The organism is Bowmanella dokdonensis, assembly GCF_017254865.1.
GTDB classification, from domain to species: Bacteria; Pseudomonadota; Gammaproteobacteria; order Enterobacterales; family Alteromonadaceae; genus Bowmanella; species Bowmanella dokdonensis.
In genome coordinates this window covers 42,215-62,931 of record NZ_JAFKCV010000013.1, presented here as the reverse complement: position 1 = coordinate 62,931, position 20,717 = coordinate 42,215, and the positions used below count along the sequence as shown (strand labels likewise).

The window sequence follows — 20,717 nt, the reverse complement described above, 5'->3', positions numbered from 1 at the left end:
TAGCTGAATCAAAAAGTGTTTTCTGTGGCTTGTGTCAGTTGCGCCAGGTCCAGAATCATGGCAATTCCCCCGTCACCGAGGATGGTTGCCCCCATCACTCCCGGGGTATCCCGGTAAAGTTTGCCCAGATTGCGGATAACCGTCTGGTAGTTGCCGATTACCTCATCCACCGTCACTCCCAGCAAGCTGTCCCCCGTCCTCACAATCACAGTTTGTTCGATGGGCGGCTGGGTCCCCTGCAAGGCGAAGCTCTCTCTGAGCCTGAGGCTGGGCACCAACTGCTCCCTATGCCGGATAAGACGGGTGGCGTTTTTGTTGCTGAGCTCCGAAGCGGAAGTTTCAATACATTCCTCCACCTGGTTCAGGGGAATGACAAATTTCTGTCCGGCCACCGAGACCATCAGCCCTTCGATGATGGACAGGGTCATGGGCAGCATAATGCGTATGCGGGTGCCTTTGCCCGGTTCGCTGTCCAGGGCCACCTTGCCTTGCAGTGCCTCGATGGAGCTTCGCACCACGTCCATGCCAACCCCCCGGCCGGACACATCGGAAATGGTATCGGCGGTGGAGAAGCCGGGCTCAAAAATCAGTTGATAAATGTCCTTGTCATCCAGTGGTGCAGAGGGAGAGACCAGCCCCCTTTCCTGTGCTTTTTTAAGGATCCTGTCCCGGTTCAAACCGGCACCGTCATCACTGATCTCAATCAGAATCTGTCCCTGATGGTGATAGGCGCTGAGTTTCAATGTACCCGTCTCCGTCTTGCCCTGGCCGAGCCGGACCTGGGGTGTCTCGATGCCATGGTCCAGACTGTTGCGCAGGATATGCACCAGCGGGTCCACCAGCTTGTCCAGCACCACCTTATCCAGCTCAGTGTCGGCCCCCTGGGTTTCCAGCTCAACGGCCTTACCCAGATCCTTCGATAAATCCCGGACCAGGCGCCTGAATCGCCCGAACGTGGAGCCGATAGGCAGCATGCGGATATCAAAAGCAATATCCCGTAAACCGTTGGCCAGCCTGGACAGCTCCTCCGCCAAGGTATTGAGGCGGTCATCTTCTCTCTCAAGCGCCAGTTGATCGAGACTGGCCTGCAGAATCACCAGTTCGCCCACCTGATCCATCAGGGCGTCCAGTTTACGTTGTGGCACTTTGAGGTTTTGCTCTTCCTGCTGTTTTTGCTGCTGTTGCTGGCGGATATAGCGCTGCTCAGACAAAGCCCGTTCTACCTGCTCCGGCTCCGCCAGACCGGACTCACTGAGCCGCTGACCGGTTTTGGGTTGGCTTTCCAGCCAGTCTTTCAGCGCCTTGTCGCTCAACACCCCCTGGCTGACCAGCAATTCCCCCACCCGCCAAGCCTCATCTTCTGGAAGGACCTCAACCTGTATCTGCCAGTCGTCCTGTACGAAGATAAACACTTCTTGGATGGCATTTTCACCGGCATCGGTGCTAAGCAGCATAGTGGACTGCAGATAGCAGGATTCGGGATCAAACTCACAGGCTGCATAATCTTGGTTTAGATAGGTGGAAACCTGACAATTGCCCAAGCCGCCGAGCTCCCGAATAACAGGCAGCAAGTCAAAGCCCTCTCGAAAGGCATTAGCACAGGGAAGTAGTGTGATGCGGTAAAGCTGCACTATCTCTGAGCGCTTCGAGGGCGCCTCCTGTGTTGACGTCTCACGGGCGCTGGGCTGCTCAGGCAGGTGCAGCTTAATCTTGGCCAGAATGGTTTCGCTGATGGCCATCAAGTCCGCAGAGGGGGCAGGATAACCCAGCAGGGTTTCGATATGGTCGCGGCTGTTCAGCACCAGTTGGATGATATCCTGATCCAATTGCAGGCGACCGGCGCGCAGCTCATCGAACAGATTCTCCAGATGATGAGTGAAGTAGGACAGATGATCAAAGCCCACCATGCCCGCGGATCCTTTGATGGTATGCATGGCGCGAAAGGCCAAGTTGATATGATCCGTATTACCTGGATTGTTTTCCAGCTCCAGCAGGGCGGACTCCAGCGCCGCCAAGTGCTCACCGGCCTCATCAATAAAGGTCTCAAGCAGATCATTCACGCGCCTTGCTCCTTATGCCAGTTCAAGCCGAGCAGCTCTGATGCCTGAAGGACAGCATCAGACAGATGGGTCAGCGTCACCGAACCGCCCGCTTGCCTGATCCGCCGCATAAATGTCATCAGCCACTGAATACCGGCCCCATCAATCTCAGCCACTGCCGACAGATCCAGCTTCCAGTTCCCGACACTGGGTCCCTGGGGAAAAATTTCCTTTTCCAGGCCCGCTACGTCGTAGATGGTCAGAGTCTCGGGTGCCCGCCAGTCAGTTATTTGATTCTTTGCCACTTAAGGAATTCCTCTAAGCCAGTTTGGTCACGGCAGAGAGCAACACATCCGGCTTGAACGGCTTCACCAGCCAGGCTTTGACACCGGCGGCCCTGCCCTCATCTTTCTTGTCTTGGCCGGATTCTGTGGTCAACATCAGAACCGGGGTAAAACGGTAGGCGCTGATTTCCTTTGCCGCTTTGACAAAGCTCAGGCCATCCATATTGGGCATATTGACGTCGCTGACGATCAGATTGATTTTCTGACCGTCCAGTTTGCTCAGGGCATCCTTACCGTCCACCGCTTCAATGACCTGGTGACCCGCACCTTTCAGGGCCAGGGCGACCACCTGCCGGACCGACGCCGAGTCATCAACTATCAAAATGGTTTTGCTCATAGCAACCTCAACTGGTTAGAAGAATTCGATTTCCTGAGCTTCTGCCATGGGGCTGGCATGTTTGCCGCCGAGGGCGTGTCGCTCGAGATCTGTGGTGGCCCGTCTGGCCAGAAACGCGGTGAAGCCGGTGTCCAGGTTGACCAGCCCAGATTGATCTTCAGCCGCTGTCCTGCCCGACTCAGCGACCTGCTCCAGGGTCTCCACCAGATGCTCAAGGATTTGGCTCAGTCGGTCCTGGAATTGCAGGTGATAAATCACCTGCTGCATGTGTTCTGATACTTCGCTTCTGAGGAATAGCAGGTTGTTGGTGTCTTCCATCAGGGCGTCGAGCTGGCCGGTGATTTCTCCTATGGCTTGCTTACTCACCTGGTGATTCTGCTGATGCTGCTCACGACTGTCGTCGAAAGCCTGCTGGGCCTCTTTCACCAGCGTCATCAGACCGGTCTCGAAGCCTTCGACACTTTGGTTGATCTGTTCCCCCGTGGTGGCCGAATGGCCCGCCAGCTTTCGTACCTCATCTGCCACCACTGCGAAGCCGCGGCCAGACTCGCCGGCGCGTGCCGCCTCAATTGCAGCATTAAGGGCCAAAAGGTTGATCTGGGCGGCGATCTTCTGAACATCCTCGACCCGCTGCCTGAGCCCCTGCAGGCGTCCTACCAACTGTTCCATGGCCAGCATGGTCTGAGTATCACGTTTGGCGGATTGCTCCATCCCTTCCCACAGCAGGGTCAGGCTGCTGTCAGCCGTCTGGGTGACTTGATGAACCCGCTCCTGCTTCTGATGCAGTTCCTTGTCAGTGACAGCGGCAAATCCCTGCTCCAGAATAAGATTGATATCACTGAAATGCCGACTGAGTGCTTCGGTGGACTGGGTCATATCCTGTTTACTGTCATTCAGAATCCTCTGTATGACCGGCATGCTGGTACTGAGGTCGCAGAACAACATTTGTGTGGCCTGAACCGTTTCAGGTGGTGGTATGTGCAGTTGCAAATTCTCAAGATCGCGGGTACGGGCATTCAGTGCTGTCACTACGTTTTTTTGAAGCTTCTCATATAAGACCCCGCTAATGCCCATCAGAGCCATAGCACCAAAGATAAGGGCGGAGTTGGCAGTCAATACCAGGGCCCCTGCCAGGGTGCCGACAGCCAGAAGCAGACAGCCCCGGGGTAGAAACACTGGCGGCAGGCTCCGTAGTAGCATTGATGTCATCCTCTTTTTGCACTGTTCCTTGGCCTGACGTCGGGCACATGGCTCTATGTCTGGCCTGAGGAGAAAAATTTGAGGATGAGAGCTTACGATGGCGGATCAAACCGCTCTATTCGTAAAACTACCTATTTTCAACAAAGAACTGGCTTAAATATTTCAGGTTTCACCCTGTTGAGCCTATCCGAAGAAGCGATTTCAGAATTATATTCGTCTGAAACAAAATGCGAATCACCACAGGTTTCTTATACTTTGGGTTCGCTAGACAACAAGGAGTTTGACTATGGCGATCGTCTATCTGGTTGATGACGATGAGCTGGTGCTGGCCTCATTGGAGAATCTGTTCCGGTTTGCCGGTTATGAGACGCACAGCTATCGCTCTGCAAAAGATTTTATCAATGCCCGCCCTGCTATCAAAGACAGCTGTCTGGTTCTGGATTTGTCCATGCCACAGATGAGTGGTCTGGAATTACAGCAGCAATTACAAAGCCTCGGTTTGGAGTTGCCTGTGATCATCTATTCTGGCAGTGCAGACGTGGCTTCTACAGTCAAGGCCATGTCAGGAGGTGCCTATACTCTTGTGCAAAAGCCCGCATCTGGTGAGGAACTCATCGGGGTGGTGCAACAAGCCATCGATAAACACAAACAGATTCAGGCTGACAAATTACCTCGGGCGGAGGCCAGGGCAAAACTCTCTCAACTCTCAGAGCGAGAGAGGTCTGTGGCACGGTTGGTGGCATGTGGCAAGTCAGCATCGGCCATAGCCCATCAACTCTACATAAGCCCTCGCACTGTGGAGGCCCATAAGGCAAGTATCTTCAATAAATTGAAGATCAAGTCCGTGGCGATACTCGCTCAGTTGGTGGTGCTGTCAGATCTGGGCAAAAATGCCAATAACGGGTCCCCGAATTAATACGCAAGATAGCAAGTTGGTCCGCTCAGTTTGCACTGCTGTTTAACAGTTTCCTGATCCTGGCCAGCAGGGTTTCACTTTTATATGGTTTTTGCAGCAGATCCGTGTAGCCAGTCATATCACCATTATTGCCCGTGTAGCCAGAGGTTACTAAGGTGGCGATATGCGGATGAATTGACCTGGCCTGCTCGGCGAGCTCAAAGCCGTTGTATTTGCCAGGCATCACCACATCGGTAAAGAGTAACTCAATATCTGAGCGCAGCATTAGTAACTCCAGTGCTTCCTCACCGTGGGCCGCCTCTAGCACCCGATAACCCGTCTCAGTCAGAATGCGGGCGGTACTGTTTCTGACCAATGAATCGTCCTCCACCAGCAGTATCAGCGCTTGTCTGGCCGCTTCAGGCTCACCCGGATTCTGCTCCAGCCCTGCGTAGCTGGGACGGCACAGAGGCAGATAGATGTGCACACTGGTGCCCTTGCCAACCTTTGAAGCAATACGGATTTTACCGCCTGACTGCCTGACAAATCCGAATACCATGCTCAGTCCCAGCCCCGTGCCTTTGGCCGGCCCCTTGGTGGTAAAGAAAGGTTCAAATACCCGCTCAATCAATTCGGCGGGAATACCACAGCCATTATCCTTAATTCGCAAGTGCACCGAGTCCTGCTCAGATACCAGGCTGTCTGTCTTCCCGACCCTGCGCATGGCAATGCTGATACTGCCGCCGCCGGGCATGGCATCCCGGGAGTTCAGGCACAGATTGACCAGCGAATTCTGTAGCTGGCCGGGGTCCACCCTAACAAATAAGGGCTTGTCCGGTAACTGCAGATGGATTTGGTAAGACTCTCCAAGCGTACGGGATAGCAAGGATACGGTTTCGCTGAGAAGCTGGGGTAGATTGACCACCTTTGGCTGCAACTGCTGTTTGCTGGAAAATGCCAGTAATTGTTGATTAAGGCTGGCACCTCTTTCCGCCGCCCTGACAATCATCACTGCAATGGAGGCCAACTGGGGCTCCTTGGCCAGCCTGGCTGCCAGCAGCTCAGCGTTGGTCAGTACCACAGTCAGCAGATTATTGAAATCGTGGGCCACCCCGCCGGTCAACTGCCCCAGCGAATCCATCTTCTGGGCCTGGAACAACTGCAGGGTCAGCTCACGCTGGTCGGTGATGTCCCTGGCGATGGAGGCGATGCTGGTGGCCTTCTTGTTCGACTTGGCCCCATCTACCAGGGGGAATATCCTGTCATTGATCCAGCGAATGCTGCCGTCCGGGCACAAAATACGAAACTCCATATTCATAGGACGGGTCAGGGCCTCTTCCCTTACTATTGCTACTTTTTGTCTGTCCTCGGGATGGATAAAGTCAAACCATCTCGCCACATCCTGCATCACAGTCTGGACTGAGCGGCCGGTGATCTTCTCAAAGGCGGGAGAGACATAAAGCAATTTACCGGCCTGCACATCCTCCAGCCAGAATATCTCATCAATATGCTTGGTCAGTTTCAGGAAGCGCCGCTGACTCTCGCGAAGAGCCTCATCCAGACGGGAGCGATGACGCTCTGAATACACCACAGCGCCACCCAGGCTCAGCATGATGGCCAGGCAAACAAACAAAGCACCGGCAAACCACAGATTTTGCATCTGTCTCTGCTCTTCCAGCTCGCCCCCCAGCCGCTGCTCCAAAATACGTACATGCCTGCTTAGCGTTAACATGCTGGCTCTGAATGCCGGACTTTCATGGTGAGACTGCTGGAGCAGATCCAGCTGCCGGGAGACAGACTCTATGGCCTCATTCAGTTGCCGATCCTCTCCGTTTGCCGATAACTGTTGGCTAATAAACTGATAACTCCTGAACGCCTGGTGCAGCCTGCCAAGGCCCTGCTCTTGCTGCCGGTGACTCGGGGCACTGCTATTTAATGACAGATGCAGCAATCCGGCGGCAAAATCTTCCGCAGCCAAATTCATCGTCCGCATCAGGCCCACCCGATGATCCACCTGCTCATCCTTGAAATAGAAAATCGCTGCGATCACCAATGAAATCACCAGCATCAGACTGGCGAACACCAGCAGCAGGCGGTTATCCCGGCTAAATGTCTGTCTGAGCCGGTTAAACATCTGGCTGCACTGACCAGACAGCCGTCATGGCTGCCCTTGTGCCCGAGAGAAAATATTCCTTTAGATTCAGATTGTGAAAATGTGGCCGAAAAATGCGCTTCATGGCATCCCTCCTCGAGTGGCCTGCCACCTGATAGTCTTGAGCGCCTATTCTAGGCAGCCGGCCTATTTCCTTGTATTGGTACTTCTACCTAATTTCTGCATTTGGAAAGCTGTGCAGGCAGACAAAGACCCCTGCACGGAACAGTCTCCCCAGAAAGATTGAATCAAGCTGTATCAGTCCAGGGCGTGTTTATCTTTCACATTGGTCTTTGTTGAGAGCGAAGAACCCTTCAATCGCGAGTAAAGCTGTATTAGCCATCTGAACAAGTTGGGAGTAACGTTGAGTGAGGGGTTCTGGCCCCAACCTTGGGGCTGGGGCCATTTTTACTCTTGTGATCCCTGATACTCGCCGACAAGCGGCCAGCTTCGTTTTTCCCATGGGTTCCATTCCCTTTGGTCACGCCCTAGTAAGGATAGGAGAAGATCGCTGTAAATATCTTCCAGTGCGATAAGGTCGGCAATATGGATACGCTCGTTGATTTGATGGATGGTCTTGTTGGGGACGCCCACTTCCACCACCTGAGTGGTAGTTGATGCAAAGAAACGGCCGTCTGACGTGCCGCCAGAGGTGGACAGGACCGGAAACTTACCGGTATTGCGATGAATGGCCTGTTCCACATGTCGGATCAGACTGTTCTGAAGATCTGTGGAGGTGAAGTAGGGCTGGCAGGGACGCTCCCATAACAGCTCAAAGTCAGTGGTGACCTCATTCAGACGGTCATTAACCAGCCTTTCCAGGGAGGTCAGATCATAACGGTGGCTGTAGCGGATATTGAAGCAGATGGCGCATTGGGCCGGTACGATATTGTCTGTAAAGGCGCCGGAATCTATATGGGTAATCTGTAAGCTGGTACCGGGAAAATCATCACTGCCCTGATCCCATTCTATACTGCTGAGAGCCTCAATGACTTTGCCCATCTTGTGAATGGCATTGTCGGCATACTTAGGATAGGCCACATGCCCCTGCTTGCCACTGACCCGCAACCTGGCTGAAATTGCTCCCCGTCTGCCCACCTTGATGGTATCCCCGGTATGAGAAGTGGCAGTGGGCTCACCGACGATACAATAGTCCAGGTGAATATCCTGTTCATCCAGGTAAGCTTTGATCACCTTGGAGCCGTGCTCCGCTTCCCCCTCTTCATCACTGGTAATCAGCCATACCAGCCGGTGGTTAAGTGGTAATCCTGCCTGCAAATGCCGCTCAGTGGCGGCCAGCATCGCCCCGATGCCGGTTTTCATATCGGCCGCACCGCGACCGATGAGCTCGTCATTGATCACCTCAGCAGAGAATGGATCCACTGACCATTTATCCAACGGTCCCGGCGGCACGATATCCGTATGACCGGCAAACGCCAGGGTCTTTTCTCCCTCCCCCAGCATTGCCACCAGATTGCTCACCCCTTCCTTGTCAACAAACTTACAATGAAAGCCCAGGGCGGTCAGCCGTTCTGCCAGCCACTGCTGGCAGCCCTGATCATCAGGGGTAATGGATGGGCGGCGCATCAGTTCCTGGCTGTACTGCAGGGAAAGCAATGCAAGGGGCTGGGCTTGGATGGACAGGGGCATAGCGACTCCATCAGGACTTTTCCCTATTAGAAAAAAAACCTGTGACAAGCCTATGGCAGAACTAAGACAGCAAGATGACACTTGCTAAAGTCAAGGAGTGGAATAGAATCAAGGGGTTAGTAACGATTCAGCATTAAGGGAGCACTTTCTGTTGCTTAGACTGCTTTTTCTGATCCCGGCCATTCTCTGCCTGATCTGGTATCTGTATTTACGCCATAACGGCTACACCGCCGCGCAGGGCAAGCAAGGTTTTATCTATATCTTTGTCTTTTCTGCGGTTATCGCTGCTTTCTATACCCTGATGCTGTGGTTGACGCATTTGTAAGCATTGTCAGTTGTCAGAGAACTACATCTTCCGGATAGCCATGCAGGATAACCGACAACTGACCTAAGCTTAATCAGCCCACCAGTGCCAACAGGATCCCCGCCGCCACGGCCGAACCCAGTACACCGGCCACATTCGGCCCCATGGCATGCATCAGCAGGAAATTGTGCGGATTCGCCTCCAGTCCCACCTTGTTGACCACACGGGCCGCCATGGGCACGGCTGAGACACCTGCAGCGCCAATCAGAGGGTTGACCTTTCCACCGCTCAAGCGGTTCATCAGTTTGGCCATCAATACACCCGTTGCTGTGCCAATAGCAAAGGCAATGGCGCCCAGAGCCAGAATACCCAGTGTCTCCAGTTTGAGGAACTTGTCTGCAGACAGCTTGGAGCCAACAGCCAGGCCCAGGAAGATGGTCACGATATTGATCAGTTCATTCTGGGCGGTCTTGCTCAGCCGTTCCACTACGCCACACTCGCGCATCAGGTTGCCCAGACAGAACATGCCCACCAGCGGCGTGGCGCTAGGCAGGAACAGGATAGTCAGCAACAGGACCGCCAGCGGGAAAATGATCTTCTCCCGCTTGGAGACGACACGTAGCTGCTCCATCCGGATCTCCCGTTCCGCCGGTGTGGTCAGCGCCCTCATAATCGGTGGTTGGATAATGGGCACCAGGGCCATGTAGGAATAGGCTGCCACTGCAATGGCCCCCAGCAGTTCAGGGGCCAGACGTGAGGCCAAAAAGATGGCCGTGGGACCATCCGCTCCACCGATGATGGCAATGGCCGAGGCGTCCTTGAGGCTGAACTCAAAACCAGGGATCAGGTTCAGCAGGATCGCGCCAAACAGGGTGGCGAAGATGCCGAACTGGGCAGCAGCTCCCAGCAGCAGCATCCTGGGATTGGCAATCAGGGCACCGAAATCGGTCAACGCCCCAACCCCCATAAAGATCAACAGCGGAAAGACGCCAGTATCGATGCCCACCAGATAGATGTAATAGAGCAGGCCACCGGGCTCGCTGAATCCTGCCAACGGAATATTGGTCAGAATGGCGCCAAAACCGATAGGCAACAACAGCAGGGGCTCAAATTTTCTGACAATAGCCAGATACAGCAAAAGCAGTCCCACCCCCATCATCACCAATTGGCCGGGGGTAAAATTAGCCAGGGCCGTGCTATGCCAGAGGATCGTCAACTTCTCCATGTCGAGTTACCCCAGTGTCATCAGAGGCTGTCCGGATTGCACCGCGTCACCTTCTTTGACCAGCACCTCGACAACCTGACCATCATGGCTGGCACGCACTTCAGTCTCCATCTTCATGGCTTCCATCAATAGCACCACTTCCCCTTTACTGACTTCAGCGCCGGGCTTGGCCAATACCTTGACCACGTTGCCCGCCAGGGGGGCATTCAGGGTGTCGGCGCCGGCCACTGAGGCGCGATCCGGGGCCTGTTCGGCGCTTTTTACCGGCTGGATATCGGTCAACTCGCCACTTTGAGCCACTTCCACCTGGTAGACCTTGCCATCCACCCGGACTGAGTAGACCGCAGCTTCTTTGTTGGATTGCGGTCTGCTACTACCAGAAGAAACAGGAATCGGCGTCGGCTCTTTGCCTGGAGCGGGCTCAAAGGCTTCAGGGTTGTTTCGGTTTTGCAGAAACTTCAGACCGACCTGTTGGAATAAGGCATACGTCAGCACATCATCCACTTCATCGGCGGCTAACTGGATAGATTGCTTACTCGCCAGTTCTGTCAGTTCAAGGATCAGCCTTTCCAGCTCATCGTCAATCTGATCGGCGGGACGGCAGGTGATGGGCTCTTTACCTTCCAGCACCCTGGCTTGCAGCTCCTTATTGACCGGCGCCGCAGTGGCGCCATACTCGCCTTTGAGTACGGCTGCGGTTTCTTTGGTAATACTCTTGTAACGCTCACCGGTCAGCACATTGAGTACGGCCTGGCTGCCGACTATCTGTGACGTCGGGGTAACCAAGGGGATGTACCCCAGATCTTCACGCACCGAAGGGATTTCCTTCAGCACCGCATCCAGCTTGTCTTGTGCACCCTGCTCACGGAGCTGGTTTTCCATATTGGTCAGCATGCCGCCCGGCACCTGGGCAATGAGAATGCGTGAATCCACCCCTTTAAGGCTGCCTTCGAATTTGGCGTACTTCTTCCTTACCTCACGAAAATAGGCGGCGATTTCCTCCAGCAACACCAGATCCAGTCCTGTGTCACGTTCCGTGCCTTCGACAATGGACACTATGGTTTCGGTTGCGCTGTGGCCATAGGTCATGCTCATGGAGGAAATTGAGGTATCCAGCATATCAATGCCGGCATCAATGGCTTTTTGATAGGTGGCGGTGCTAAGTCCGGTGGTGGCATGGCACTGCATGGTAATAGGCACGGCCACGGCTTGTTTTAATTTGGTGATCAGTTCTTCACAAACATAGGGCTTAAGCAAGCCGGCCATATCCTTAATACAGATGGAATGCACACCCATATCTTCCAGTTCCCGGGCCATGTTTACCCACAGCTCCATGGAGTGGACGGGGCTGACGGTGTACGCCAGAGTGCCCTGGGCATGAGCTCCCACATCGATTGCGGATCTGACCGCCGTTTGCAGGTTACGTACATCGTTCATGGCGTCGAAGATCCGGAACACATCCACGCCATTTTTATGGGCCCGTTCAACAAACTTTCGTACTACGTCATCGGCATAGTGCCGGTAGCCAAGCAGATTCTGGCCCCTGAGCAGCATTTGCTGCGGGGTGTTGGGCATGGCTTTTTTAAGTTGGCGGATCCTGTCCCAGGGATCTTCGCCAAGGTAGCGAATGCAGGCATCAAATGTGGCTCCGCCCCAGGATTCCAGGGACCAGAAACCTACCTGATCGAGCTTTTCGGCAATCGGTAGCATATCGTCCAGACGCATGCGGGTGGCCAGTAATGACTGGTGGCCGTCTCTGAGCACAACATCTGTAATAGCAAGTTTGGTCATGGGAGCTCCTGTTATTCTTGACGATATTTGTGTACGGCAGCAGTAATGGCTGCGACGACGGCCGGGGACGGCCCGACACTGGGAGAAAGTCGCTTCAGCTCATGGACCGGCTGGACTGGCTCGGGCAATCTGCCACAAATCCAACTGATAAGGTTAACTACACCAATCAATAGGCTGAGAAAGGCAAAGACCACCACCATTCCCACCAACAGCAGCAATGCGGCATCCTGTAATAATGACGTGACGTTGGGATCCATATCAGCTTGACTATAGTTTCAGGTGCCCAGATAAGTAACATGCTGATCTGTAAAAGACAACTGGACCCTCCGCCTAAAAAGCCATATGAAATTACTAATTATTCGTTTAAAACGGATATTTAGGCGAATCGACCTATTTACCCAATACGATGTGGGTTTTGGGAAGACAAGTCTCGTCTAGCATCGTCGTATAAGGCAAGATCAATACACTCCGGGATCGAATGGTTAACTTGAAGCAAGGCGCTGCTAAGGCGTTGAAGGATTACGCTGGGCTGTCCAGCCCCTCGCAGAGCTCGGGTCGTTCAAACGGGAAACAGCAAAACTGTTGGCTGTTTCTTGTTCCGTTTTCACCCTGCCCTGCGCCCTGCGGGCCATCGCCTAAAAAAGCGGCGATGTTCCACCAAGATTTGCCCGGAGCAAATCAGAACAGCTTTAGCTGGCCTGCGCAGCAGGTGAGCGACAAGGAGGTTGCGAATTACTTCGTTCCTGACGAGTTAGTCGAACCTGCGGAGGTTATTACCCCGTCCCCGCGCATCGATATAAAAGAAAAAGGCCCCGCTCTGTCGAGCGGGGCCTTTTTCTTTTATATGGCGCGTGTGGAAGGATTCGAACCTCCGACCGCCTGGTTCGTAGCCAGGTACTCTATCCAACTGAGCTACACACGCGTACTTTCAAATCGGTTATCAAGGGTTCTCCCCTGAAGCGAGGGCGCATTTTACACGGATGGCGGGTAAAATCAACCTGCATTTTGGCTTAACTGAAGCGTAGTTCAGGACGGCTAATATTGAGAGTCAGGTCATAAAGAGTTGGCTATCTAACTCTTTTTCACAAAAGTTACTGATTGGATTATTCCGCAGAATCCGCAAAGACGCGAGGGGAAAAGTTTGATCTTTTGAGCTTGGTGCTTAGCCGGTAGTGCGGGGTGGTAGGGTGAAGCCGGTTTTTGTAGGGGCTCAGCACCGCCCGGCTGAACGACAGCCCATGGGGGGGCAGGCTGGGAAATCCTTACTGGGGGTGGAAGGATTACGCTGGGCGGTCCAGCCCCTCGCAGAGCTCGGGTCGTTCAAACGGGAAACAGCAAAACCGTTGGCTGTTTCTCAATCCGTTTTCACCCTGCCCAGCGCCCTGCGGGCCATCGCCTGGAAAGCAACGATGTTCAAAAATGCTCCTGGCATTTTTGTCGAACCTAAGGAGGTTCGCCCCCCATCCCACGACAAGCCATAAAAGAAAAAGGCCCCAGCTCTTTCGAGCTGGGGCCTTTTTCTTTTATATGGCGCGTGTGGAAGGATTCGAACCTCCGACCGCCTGGTTCGTAGCCAGGTACTCTATCCAACTGAGCTACACACGCATACTTCAATATCTTGCCATTTCAGGGAAATGGCGGAGAGAGAGGGATTCGAACCCTCGATAGGGGTTAACCTATACGCCCTTAGCAGGGGCGCGCCTTCAGCCACTCGGCCATCTCTCCTCAATGTGGGGCGGAAGTTTAATGATTCAGTGGGCGAAGTCAAACCTTTTTTAGGTCTCTACTGTACGTCTGATGAGTATTCAGACAATTGGCTGGAATTTCACCGGCTAATGCAGATTTTTATCACTAATCGCGCCGGGAACGCCATTTTAAACCGAAGTTAACTGAGTAATTATGAGGGCGTGATTTGCTATAAAAAAGGCCGGTTACCCAGCCTTCTATCCTTACGCGTTGTCGTCGTCAGCGTCCTGACCAGGGTATTGAGAGTTCTTCTCAGCCTGTATACGCATATAGATTTCTTCACGATGCACGGACACTTCTTTTGGCGCGTTCACACCAATCCGCACCTGATTTCCTTTGACACCCAAAACGGTGACGGTCACTTCGTCACCTATCATCAGGGTCTCTCCCACACGACGGGTCAATATAAGCATTCGCTTGCTCCTGTTCCGTTAGTCCAATCAGTTCCCTACCATAAACCTAGCGTAATCCTCTGATTTCACCAAAGAATTCCGTAGCAGCCATTCCCTGTTCCTGTTGTCACCTCAGAAACTGACCTCGGATTAGCGCCGGATTATAGCTTATCCTGTAGCCATGTCGACACAGACGCCAGCGCTTCATCCAGTTTTTCCGGTTGTGTGCCGCCCGCCTGCGCCATATCAGGACGACCACCGCCTTTGCCGCCCACCTGCTGGGCAACATAGTTGACCAGTTCCCCGGCTTTGACTTTGCCGGTCAAATCCTTTGTCACCCCTGCAATCAGGCTGACTTTGTCACTCTCAGCCACTCCCAGCAGCAGGATGCCGGAGCCCAGCTTGTTCTTCAGACTGTCCATCAGATCCCGCAGGGACTTGGCTTCGATACCTTCGAGCTTAGAGGACAAAACCTTGACGCCCTTCACTTCATACGCTTGTGAGAGCAGATCGGATCCGGCCTGACTGGCCAGTTTCTGCTTGAGCTGCTGCAGCTCTTTTTCCAGGGCTTTTGATTGGTCCAGCAGTTGTGTCATACGATCCGGCAGGGTCTGCACATCAGATTTCAGCATGCCCGCCAGGGCCATCAACTGCTGACTTTGCTGTTGAGTGTAAGTCAGCGCCGCTTCCCCCGTTACAGCCTCAATGCGTCGCACACCGGAGGCAATCCCCCCCTCGCTGGTGATACGAAACAGGCCGATATCGCCGGTGCGTTCCACATGGGTTCCGCCACAAAGCTCCATGGAAAATTCCCCCATGGATACCACCCGGACCTGCTCGTCGTATTTCTCCCCAAACAAGGCCTGGGCACCGGCAGCCTTGGCGGCGTCCAGTTCCATCAGTTGGGTACCCAGTGAATGATTCTCACGGATCTGCTGGTTAACCAGCGCTTCCAGTTGCCTGACCTGCTCTTTGCTGACCGCTTCAAAATGGGAAAAATCGAAACGCAGGCGTTCCGGGTCGACCAGTGAACCTTTCTGGTTCACATGAGGCCCCAGAATTTTCTTCAAGGCTGCATGGAGCAAATGGGTCGCACTGTGATTGAGTTTAATTGCCTGACGACGCTGCGCATCAATCTGTGCATCGACTGTATCCCCTACTCTGATGCCGGTTTCAGCAACCCCTTTGTGGGCAATAGCATCCCCAATCTTCACAGTGTCGGTGACACGAAATACACCGTTGAGGAGTCTCAGCACGCCGGTATCTCCTACCTGACCACCGGACTCGGCATAGAAAGGCGTGTTATCCAGCACCACCATTCCCTGCTCGCCGGTCGAGAGCTCATCGACAGCCTTGTCCAGATTGAACAACTCAAGCACCCTGGCATGACCGGCTTCTGCTTCATAGCCGGTAAAATCCGAGCTGGCCATGCTTGTGAGTTGGGTGTTGTAATCGGCACCGAAATTGCTGGCGGCCTGAGCGCGTTTACGCTGCTCTGCCATGGCGGCTTCAAAACCTGCTTCGTCGATCTTGTAGCCCTTCTCACGGGCCACATCATTGGTCAGATCCGCGGGGAAACCATAGGTATCATAGAGTTTGAACACCAGTTCGCCGGGAACAGTGTCACCCTTCAGTTCCTTGAGGGCATCTCCGAGAATCTGCATGCCGCGATCCAGGGTACGGGCAAACTGTTCTTCTTCGACCTTCAGCACCCGTTCAATATTGGCCTGCTGTTCTTTAAGTTCAGGATAAGCCTGGCCCATCTGCCCGACAAGGGCGGCGACCAACTGATAGAAGAATACATTCTTGGCACCCAGCTTATATCCATGGCGTACGGCCCGGCGAATGATGCGGCGCAAAACATAGCCGCGTCCTTCATTGGAGGGTAACACCCCATCCGCAATTAAAAAGCTGCATGACCGGATATGGTCGGCAATGACCCGTAGGGACTTGTCTTCAAGGTCACTGGCGCCGGTCACCCTTGCAGCCGCCTTGATTAGCGCCTGGAACAGGTCTATCTCATAGTTGCTGTGCACATGCTGCAAAATCGCCGAGATACGTTCCAATCCCATCCCTGTATCAATGGATGGCTTGGGCAGACGCTCCATGCTGCCATCGGCCTGACGATTGAACTGCATGAAGACCAGGTTCCAGATTTCGATAAAACGATCGCCATCCTCTTCAGGTGATCCCGGCGGGCCGCCCCAGATGTGCTCTCCATGGTCATAGAAGATCTCCGAACAGGGACCACAAGGGCCAGTATCACCCATGGACCAGAAGTTGTCGGAGGTACCGATACGGATAATTTTGTCTTTCGGCACCCCGATGTCTTTTTCCCAGATATCGAATGCTTCGTCATCTTCTGCATAGACGGTGACCAGCAGTTTTTCCTTGGGCAGCTTCAATTCTTTTGTGAGGAAGTCCCAGGCAAAAGCAATGGCTTCTTTTTTAAAGTAATCACCGAAGCTGAAATTGCCCAGCATTTCAAAAAAGGTATGGTGACGAGCCGTATAGCCGACATTTTCCAGATCATTGTGTTTGCCCCCGGCACGCACGCAACGCTGGGAAGACACCGCCCTGCTGTAGGCACGCTTTTCTGCCCCCAGGAACACATCCTTAAACTGGTTCATGCCTGCATTGGTAAACAGCAGTGTCGGGTCGTCGGCCGGCACCAACGAGCTGCTGGAGACCTTTTGATGGCCATGACGTGCAAAGTAGTCCAAAAATGTGCTTCTAATTTCAGCAGTGCTAATAGTCATTTAACATCCCGGGAAAATGCGTGGTTGAAGACAAACACAGGCCGCATTGATGAATAGTTCATACCTGTCGCTGGACAGGGACAATAGCATGAAAACTCTGCGACTGTCAGGTGCATTGCAGCAGTAAAACAGGGGCTTTTATGTAAAAATTTCACTGTTTTGCGGGCTTCATGCACAAGAGCCTGCCAAACCTGTAAAAATTCGTCATTCCCCTGACTCCCAGTCACAGGCATAGCGGATCTGCTCAGAGGTGAAGCCCTTGTATTGCAGGTATCTGGCGCGTTTTTGTTGCTCTTTCCAGTCCCTGGCCGGCTGGGTGTACTTCTTCTGATAAAGTCCGCGGGCAAGTTCGTACCAATCCACCGGGACCGCCTGCAACGCCTGCTGGATTTGCCCATCACAGATCTTGCGCTGACGCAGCTCCGCACGGATTCTCACCTCCCCCTGGCCTTTGGCGATGCGCTGACGCACAAAACCCTCGGCAAAACGACGATCTGATTGCCAGTCCCGCTGTGCATATTCCTGGATCAGTTCCTGACAAAGCGTCCCGTCCAATCCCTTTGCGACAAGTTTCTGCATCAGCTCAGCCTGACTGTGCTCACGTCTTGCCAGTAAGGAGGCCAGGGTCTCGCGGATGATCTTACGATCCGAGTCTGTCATAGTGATCGCACCTGAAGCTGAATTTTGCCATTTATTAATATCAAAGCATGAAGCCCAGCCTGCAATTTGTCGACAGTGCGATACATATCGATCCAAACGCCTGGACAGACCTGGCCCGTCATGCCGGCCCCTTCCTGCAGCCGGGTTTTCTGCTGAGCCTTGAAGAGTCTGCCTCTGTGGGGCCCGGGACCGGCTGGCGCCCGCGGCATCTATTGGTCAAGGATCAGCAGAAGCTGATCGGTCTGATGCCCCTGTACGTCAAGAGTCACAGCTATGGGGAATATGTGTTTGATTTTGCCTGGGCCGAAGCCTATACCCGACATGGCCTGACCTATTACCCCAAGCTGGTTGCCGCAGTCCCCTTTACACCGGTCCCCGGCCCCCGGCTGCTGCTCAGCCAGGATTATCAGGAAAGTCTGATATGGCCAGAGGTTCAGCTAGCTTTAAAACACCTGTCACGTCAACAGGGCTATTCCTCCTTGCATATTTTATTTGACGATAAGCAGGCCAGTAAATACCTGTTGGCAGATGGATGGATGCAGAGACAATCGGTACAGTTCCACTGGTTCAATCACAACTACCAAAGCTTCGATGACTTTACCGCCACCTTCAGTTCACGAAAACGCAAAAACCTTAAAAAGGAACGCAGCCGTCTTCAACGAGAGGGGATCGAATGCCGCCGGCTGACCGGCGCAGACATCAGTGCCGAAGATATCGCCACATTTTATCACTGCTATCAGCATACTTATCTGAAACGCTCCGGTCATAACGGCTATCTGAACCAGGCTTTTTTCCAGTCCCTGCGTGAACAACTCAGCGACCAGTTGCTCCTGGTCCAGGCCTTCAGAAGGGGCAGGTTCATCGCCTCTGCCCTGATGCTGTTTGACCAGCACCATCTGTATGGCCGTTACTGGGGCGGACTGGAAGAAATCGACTGTCTGCATTTTGAAGTCTGCTACTACCAGGGCATAGAGTTTTGCATCGAGCAAAGTCTGCACTGTTTCAATCCGGGGACCCAGGGAGAGCATAAAATCCAACGGGGCTTCGAACCCACGGATTGTTACAGCCTGCACTGGCTGGCCCACGCCGACTTTCACCAGGCCGTCGGGCATTTCCTGCAACAGGAGAAGCTGCATCTGGCGCAGTACAAACGAGCCGCACAGAGCCTGTTACCCTTCAGGTCGGCTTAAACAGGTATAGCGTTTGGCTGCTATAGTGTAGAGATTGCAGCCATCCGGTATTCCCATGCGTCATCACCATCTCAGAATGCTGCTTGTGGTTATCCTGTTGGGGTTGCTGTTTATGCTGTTAAGTCCGACCCTGGCGGCAAAAGATTTTATCCTGGCAATCCGTGATAATCATGACGACAAGCTGAGTGTTCCTCAAGATTACACTCTGGGCTGGAAAGTAGTGGAAATGGCCAGTCAGCGAATGGCTGTGGAAATCACACTGGTGGAGCTGCCCTGGGCCTGGGCAATCACACAATTGAAACAAAGCAAGGTCGATGCTGTGTTTGCCGCCATCGCCACAGAGTCTCGTCGAAAATGGGCAGTATTCAGCCCTCCTTTGGCCATTACCCATACCAATCTTTACAGCTTTGCCAACCATGCCAGGAATCATTGGCAACAGATTGACAAAGCTACAGCCCTGGTAGGCACCATCCAGGGCTCAGTACAGCATGCCCTACTAAAATCAGCCGGTTTCGAGCGGCTCTACACCACAGTCGATACCGGCCAGTTGTTTGGCATGCTACAAGGTGGCCGGCTGGATTTTATCGCCTATCCCCGTTCACAACTTGCTTACCACTGTTCAAGGTTGACCGCTGGAAAAACCACCGAGTGTCTGGAAGCCACCCCGATACCGGAGCTGACCACAGCCATGCATCTGATGGGACTGAGAGACAACCCTGACTTTTTGCATTTTTGCCAGAACCTGTTGAAACAAGTCGGGCAGTTAAACAGGGAAGGTAAGATCGCCGAACTCTATCGCCAGCAAAACGTTCCTGACCATTACTATCAATTGTGGCTGGCGTCCCTGGTTGAATTTGAACTTACAGTCCAGTAAGACCCTGCTAGATCCAAGGGGCGCAGAACAGACCTGTCTGCCTTAACCTTTCTGCCAAACCAGTAACTGGTTGTTGGCCGGCATCTGCACCCGCTGCATAAAAATAAGATCCGTTTCTTCCAGCCAGTCCTTCAATTCCTGAATGTCCCGAATACCACCACAGCCCTGAGCTTTAAGGTGCTGATCAAAGACCTGGTTACTGTCACTGGTATACTGGCCATCGATATTAAAGGGACCATACTGGCAGAATACCCCGCCCAGCGGCAGGTTGTCGGCCACCATTTGCAGCATCAGACGGGCTTCCTCTACCTGCATGATATGTGTGGTATTGGCAGTGAAAACCGCATCAAAGTCACCGGCCGGCCAGGGATCCTGGCCGATGGTAAAGGACAGCGGACGTTTTAAGTTAGTGGCAGGATACTCCTCTATCCAGGCGTTAATCCCTTGGTGATTACCAGGCATATCACTGCACTGCCAGATGAGGTCAGGCAATTGCGGTGCCATAAAAACCGCGTGCTGCCCCGTGCCTGAGCCGATTTCCAGCAGGTGCCTGTGACTGGATAGGCGAACCTTCAGGAATTCGAGAATGGGCCCTTTATTATTCTCACAGGCCTGACTGAAAGGCTTATCCATGGGCTTGCTCCCCGGTATTCAGCCCCTTGAGCCTGGCGAGAAAAGCTGGTACTGCGGTTTCCCCTTCTGCCGGTGCCCAGTCAGCAAAATCCTTATCAGTGGTCACCTGGTAAGGTCCCTGTTTGACCTCAAAAAATATGGCGGGCTCTTCACCCGGCACCACTGCGTGCCAGGTATCAGGCGGGATTTCCAGGCCCCGCAAAGGACCCTGTGCACTAAGTTCGTGGCGAGCCGTTAACTTGCCATTCTGGTCAAAAATCAAAAAGGACAGCTGTCCCTGAATCATGACGAAGCATTCCCACTTTTCCAATTGGCTGTGTCGGTGAGGCCTGACATAAGAGTCCGGCATCAGGGTGATAAACAGCCGTTGTACCGGATCATTAAGGTTGGCATGCAGGTTTTTATTGGTACGCCGACGGGTACTCTGCGCTGCTCCCTGCAGAAGTCCTGTGAATAATTGCTGATCGAAAAGGGTTATTGCCATCGCTTGTTCCACTCTCACGAAGTCGTTACAACCATCATATCA

Annotated in this window: 19 protein-coding genes and 3 tRNA genes; 5 read left to right on the top strand and 17 right to left on the bottom strand. The window is 53.4% G+C overall.

The genetic code is table 11. The features are described from left to right. Positions 1-8: 8 nt before the first annotated feature. The 4 genes from J0A66_RS17735 to J0A66_RS17720 are packed head-to-tail and all read right to left on the bottom strand — an operon-like array spanning position 9 to position 3,920. The gene (locus J0A66_RS17735; protein WP_206575188.1) at positions 9-2,060 is read right to left on the bottom strand and encodes a chemotaxis protein CheW; all 2,052 of its coding nucleotides are present in this window, start codon (positions 2,058-2,060) and stop codon (positions 9-11) included. Further along, positions 2,057-2,344 (bottom strand): STAS domain-containing protein, encoded by a 288-nt coding sequence (locus J0A66_RS17730; RefSeq protein ID WP_206575187.1) that lies wholly within the window; start codon positions 2,342-2,344, stop codon positions 2,057-2,059. Before J0A66_RS17730 ends, J0A66_RS17735 begins: the two co-directional genes overlap by 4 nt. A 13-nt stretch (positions 2,345-2,357) precedes the next feature. Next, positions 2,358-2,720, bottom strand: coding sequence for a response regulator (locus tag J0A66_RS17725; RefSeq protein ID WP_206575186.1), 363 nt, complete (start codon positions 2,718-2,720; stop codon positions 2,358-2,360). A 15-nt stretch (positions 2,721-2,735) separates the two neighbouring features. Then, the gene (locus J0A66_RS17720; RefSeq protein ID WP_206575185.1) at positions 2,736-3,920 is read right to left on the bottom strand and encodes a methyl-accepting chemotaxis protein; all 1,185 of its coding nucleotides are present in this window, start codon (positions 3,918-3,920) and stop codon (positions 2,736-2,738) included. A gap of 84 nt (positions 3,921-4,004) precedes the next feature. Here J0A66_RS17720 and J0A66_RS17715 point away from each other — a divergent pair, with 84 nt between their 5' ends. Beyond that, complete coding sequence (locus J0A66_RS17715; protein ID WP_206575184.1) at positions 4,005-4,229, top strand: hypothetical protein; 225 nt, start codon at positions 4,005-4,007, stop codon at positions 4,227-4,229. Beyond that, positions 4,207-4,836 (top strand): response regulator transcription factor, encoded by a 630-nt coding sequence (locus J0A66_RS17710; protein WP_206575183.1) that lies wholly within the window; start codon positions 4,207-4,209, stop codon positions 4,834-4,836. Before J0A66_RS17715 ends, J0A66_RS17710 begins: the two co-directional genes overlap by 23 nt. Before the next feature lie 25 nt (positions 4,837-4,861). Here J0A66_RS17710 and J0A66_RS17705 read toward each other — a convergent pair whose 3' ends face one another. Then, entirely contained in the window at positions 4,862-6,949 is a 2,088-nt protein-coding gene (locus J0A66_RS17705) for an ATP-binding protein (RefSeq protein WP_206575182.1), read from the bottom strand. Between the two features lie 426 nt (positions 6,950-7,375). Continuing rightward, positions 7,376-8,617: a succinyl-diaminopimelate desuccinylase gene (gene dapE, locus J0A66_RS17700; protein ID WP_206575181.1), complete on the bottom strand. Its 1,242-nt coding sequence runs from the start codon at positions 8,615-8,617 to the stop codon at positions 7,376-7,378. Positions 8,618-8,768: 151 nt separating this feature from the next. Between dapE and J0A66_RS17695 the strand changes: the two genes are divergently transcribed. Next, positions 8,769-8,942, top strand: coding sequence for a hypothetical protein (locus J0A66_RS17695; RefSeq protein WP_206575180.1), 174 nt, complete (start codon positions 8,769-8,771; stop codon positions 8,940-8,942). Positions 8,943-9,015: 73 nt separating this feature from the next. On the opposite strand, the gene J0A66_RS17690 is transcribed toward J0A66_RS17695, so the two are convergent. From J0A66_RS17690 to J0A66_RS17650, 9 genes are all read right to left on the bottom strand, one after another. Next, a complete protein-coding gene (locus J0A66_RS17690; RefSeq protein WP_206575179.1) occupies positions 9,016-10,146 on the bottom strand; it encodes a sodium ion-translocating decarboxylase subunit beta in 1,131 nt (376 codons plus the stop codon). A gap of 6 nt (positions 10,147-10,152) precedes the next feature. After that, positions 10,153-11,937 (bottom strand): sodium-extruding oxaloacetate decarboxylase subunit alpha, encoded by a 1,785-nt coding sequence (oadA, locus tag J0A66_RS17685; RefSeq protein WP_206575178.1) that lies wholly within the window; start codon positions 11,935-11,937, stop codon positions 10,153-10,155. 11 nt (positions 11,938-11,948) lie between these two features. Next, positions 11,949-12,194, bottom strand: a complete 246-nt coding sequence (locus J0A66_RS17680) for an OadG family transporter subunit (RefSeq protein ID WP_206575177.1) — start codon at positions 12,192-12,194, stop codon at positions 11,949-11,951. A gap of 588 nt (positions 12,195-12,782) precedes the next feature. Then, positions 12,783-12,859: transfer RNA gene (locus tag J0A66_RS17675), tRNA-Arg, on the bottom strand. 606 nt (positions 12,860-13,465) lie between these two features. Next, positions 13,466-13,542 (bottom strand) — tRNA-Arg (locus J0A66_RS17670). A 30-nt stretch (positions 13,543-13,572) separates the two neighbouring features. Beyond that, positions 13,573-13,662 (bottom strand) — tRNA-Ser (locus J0A66_RS17665). A gap of 224 nt (positions 13,663-13,886) precedes the next feature. Then, complete coding sequence (csrA, locus tag J0A66_RS17660; RefSeq protein ID WP_206575176.1) at positions 13,887-14,096, bottom strand: carbon storage regulator CsrA; 210 nt, start codon at positions 14,094-14,096, stop codon at positions 13,887-13,889. A gap of 140 nt (positions 14,097-14,236) precedes the next feature. Beyond that, positions 14,237-16,834, bottom strand: coding sequence for an alanine--tRNA ligase (gene alaS, locus J0A66_RS17655; protein ID WP_206575175.1), 2,598 nt, complete (start codon positions 16,832-16,834; stop codon positions 14,237-14,239). 204 nt (positions 16,835-17,038) lie between these two features. After that, entirely contained in the window at positions 17,039-17,494 is a 456-nt protein-coding gene (locus J0A66_RS17650; protein WP_206575174.1) for a regulatory protein RecX, read from the bottom strand. Between the two features lie 47 nt (positions 17,495-17,541). Between J0A66_RS17650 and J0A66_RS17645 the strand changes: the two genes are divergently transcribed. Together J0A66_RS17645 and J0A66_RS17640 are read left to right on the top strand one after the other, a co-directional pair. Next, positions 17,542-18,684: a GNAT family N-acetyltransferase gene (locus J0A66_RS17645; RefSeq protein ID WP_206575173.1), complete on the top strand. Its 1,143-nt coding sequence runs from the start codon at positions 17,542-17,544 to the stop codon at positions 18,682-18,684. Between the two features lie 55 nt (positions 18,685-18,739). Beyond that, positions 18,740-19,558: a substrate-binding periplasmic protein gene (locus J0A66_RS17640; protein WP_206575172.1), complete on the top strand. Its 819-nt coding sequence runs from the start codon at positions 18,740-18,742 to the stop codon at positions 19,556-19,558. A gap of 42 nt (positions 19,559-19,600) precedes the next feature. On the opposite strand, the gene J0A66_RS17635 is transcribed toward J0A66_RS17640, so the two are convergent. Together J0A66_RS17635 and J0A66_RS17630 are read right to left on the bottom strand one after the other, a co-directional pair. Beyond that, positions 19,601-20,191, bottom strand: a complete 591-nt coding sequence (locus tag J0A66_RS17635; protein ID WP_206575171.1) for a DUF938 domain-containing protein — start codon at positions 20,189-20,191, stop codon at positions 19,601-19,603. After that, positions 20,184-20,675: a WbuC family cupin fold metalloprotein gene (locus J0A66_RS17630; protein ID WP_206575170.1), complete on the bottom strand. Its 492-nt coding sequence runs from the start codon at positions 20,673-20,675 to the stop codon at positions 20,184-20,186. Before J0A66_RS17630 ends, J0A66_RS17635 begins: the two co-directional genes overlap by 8 nt. Between the last annotated feature and the right edge of the window lie 42 nt (positions 20,676-20,717).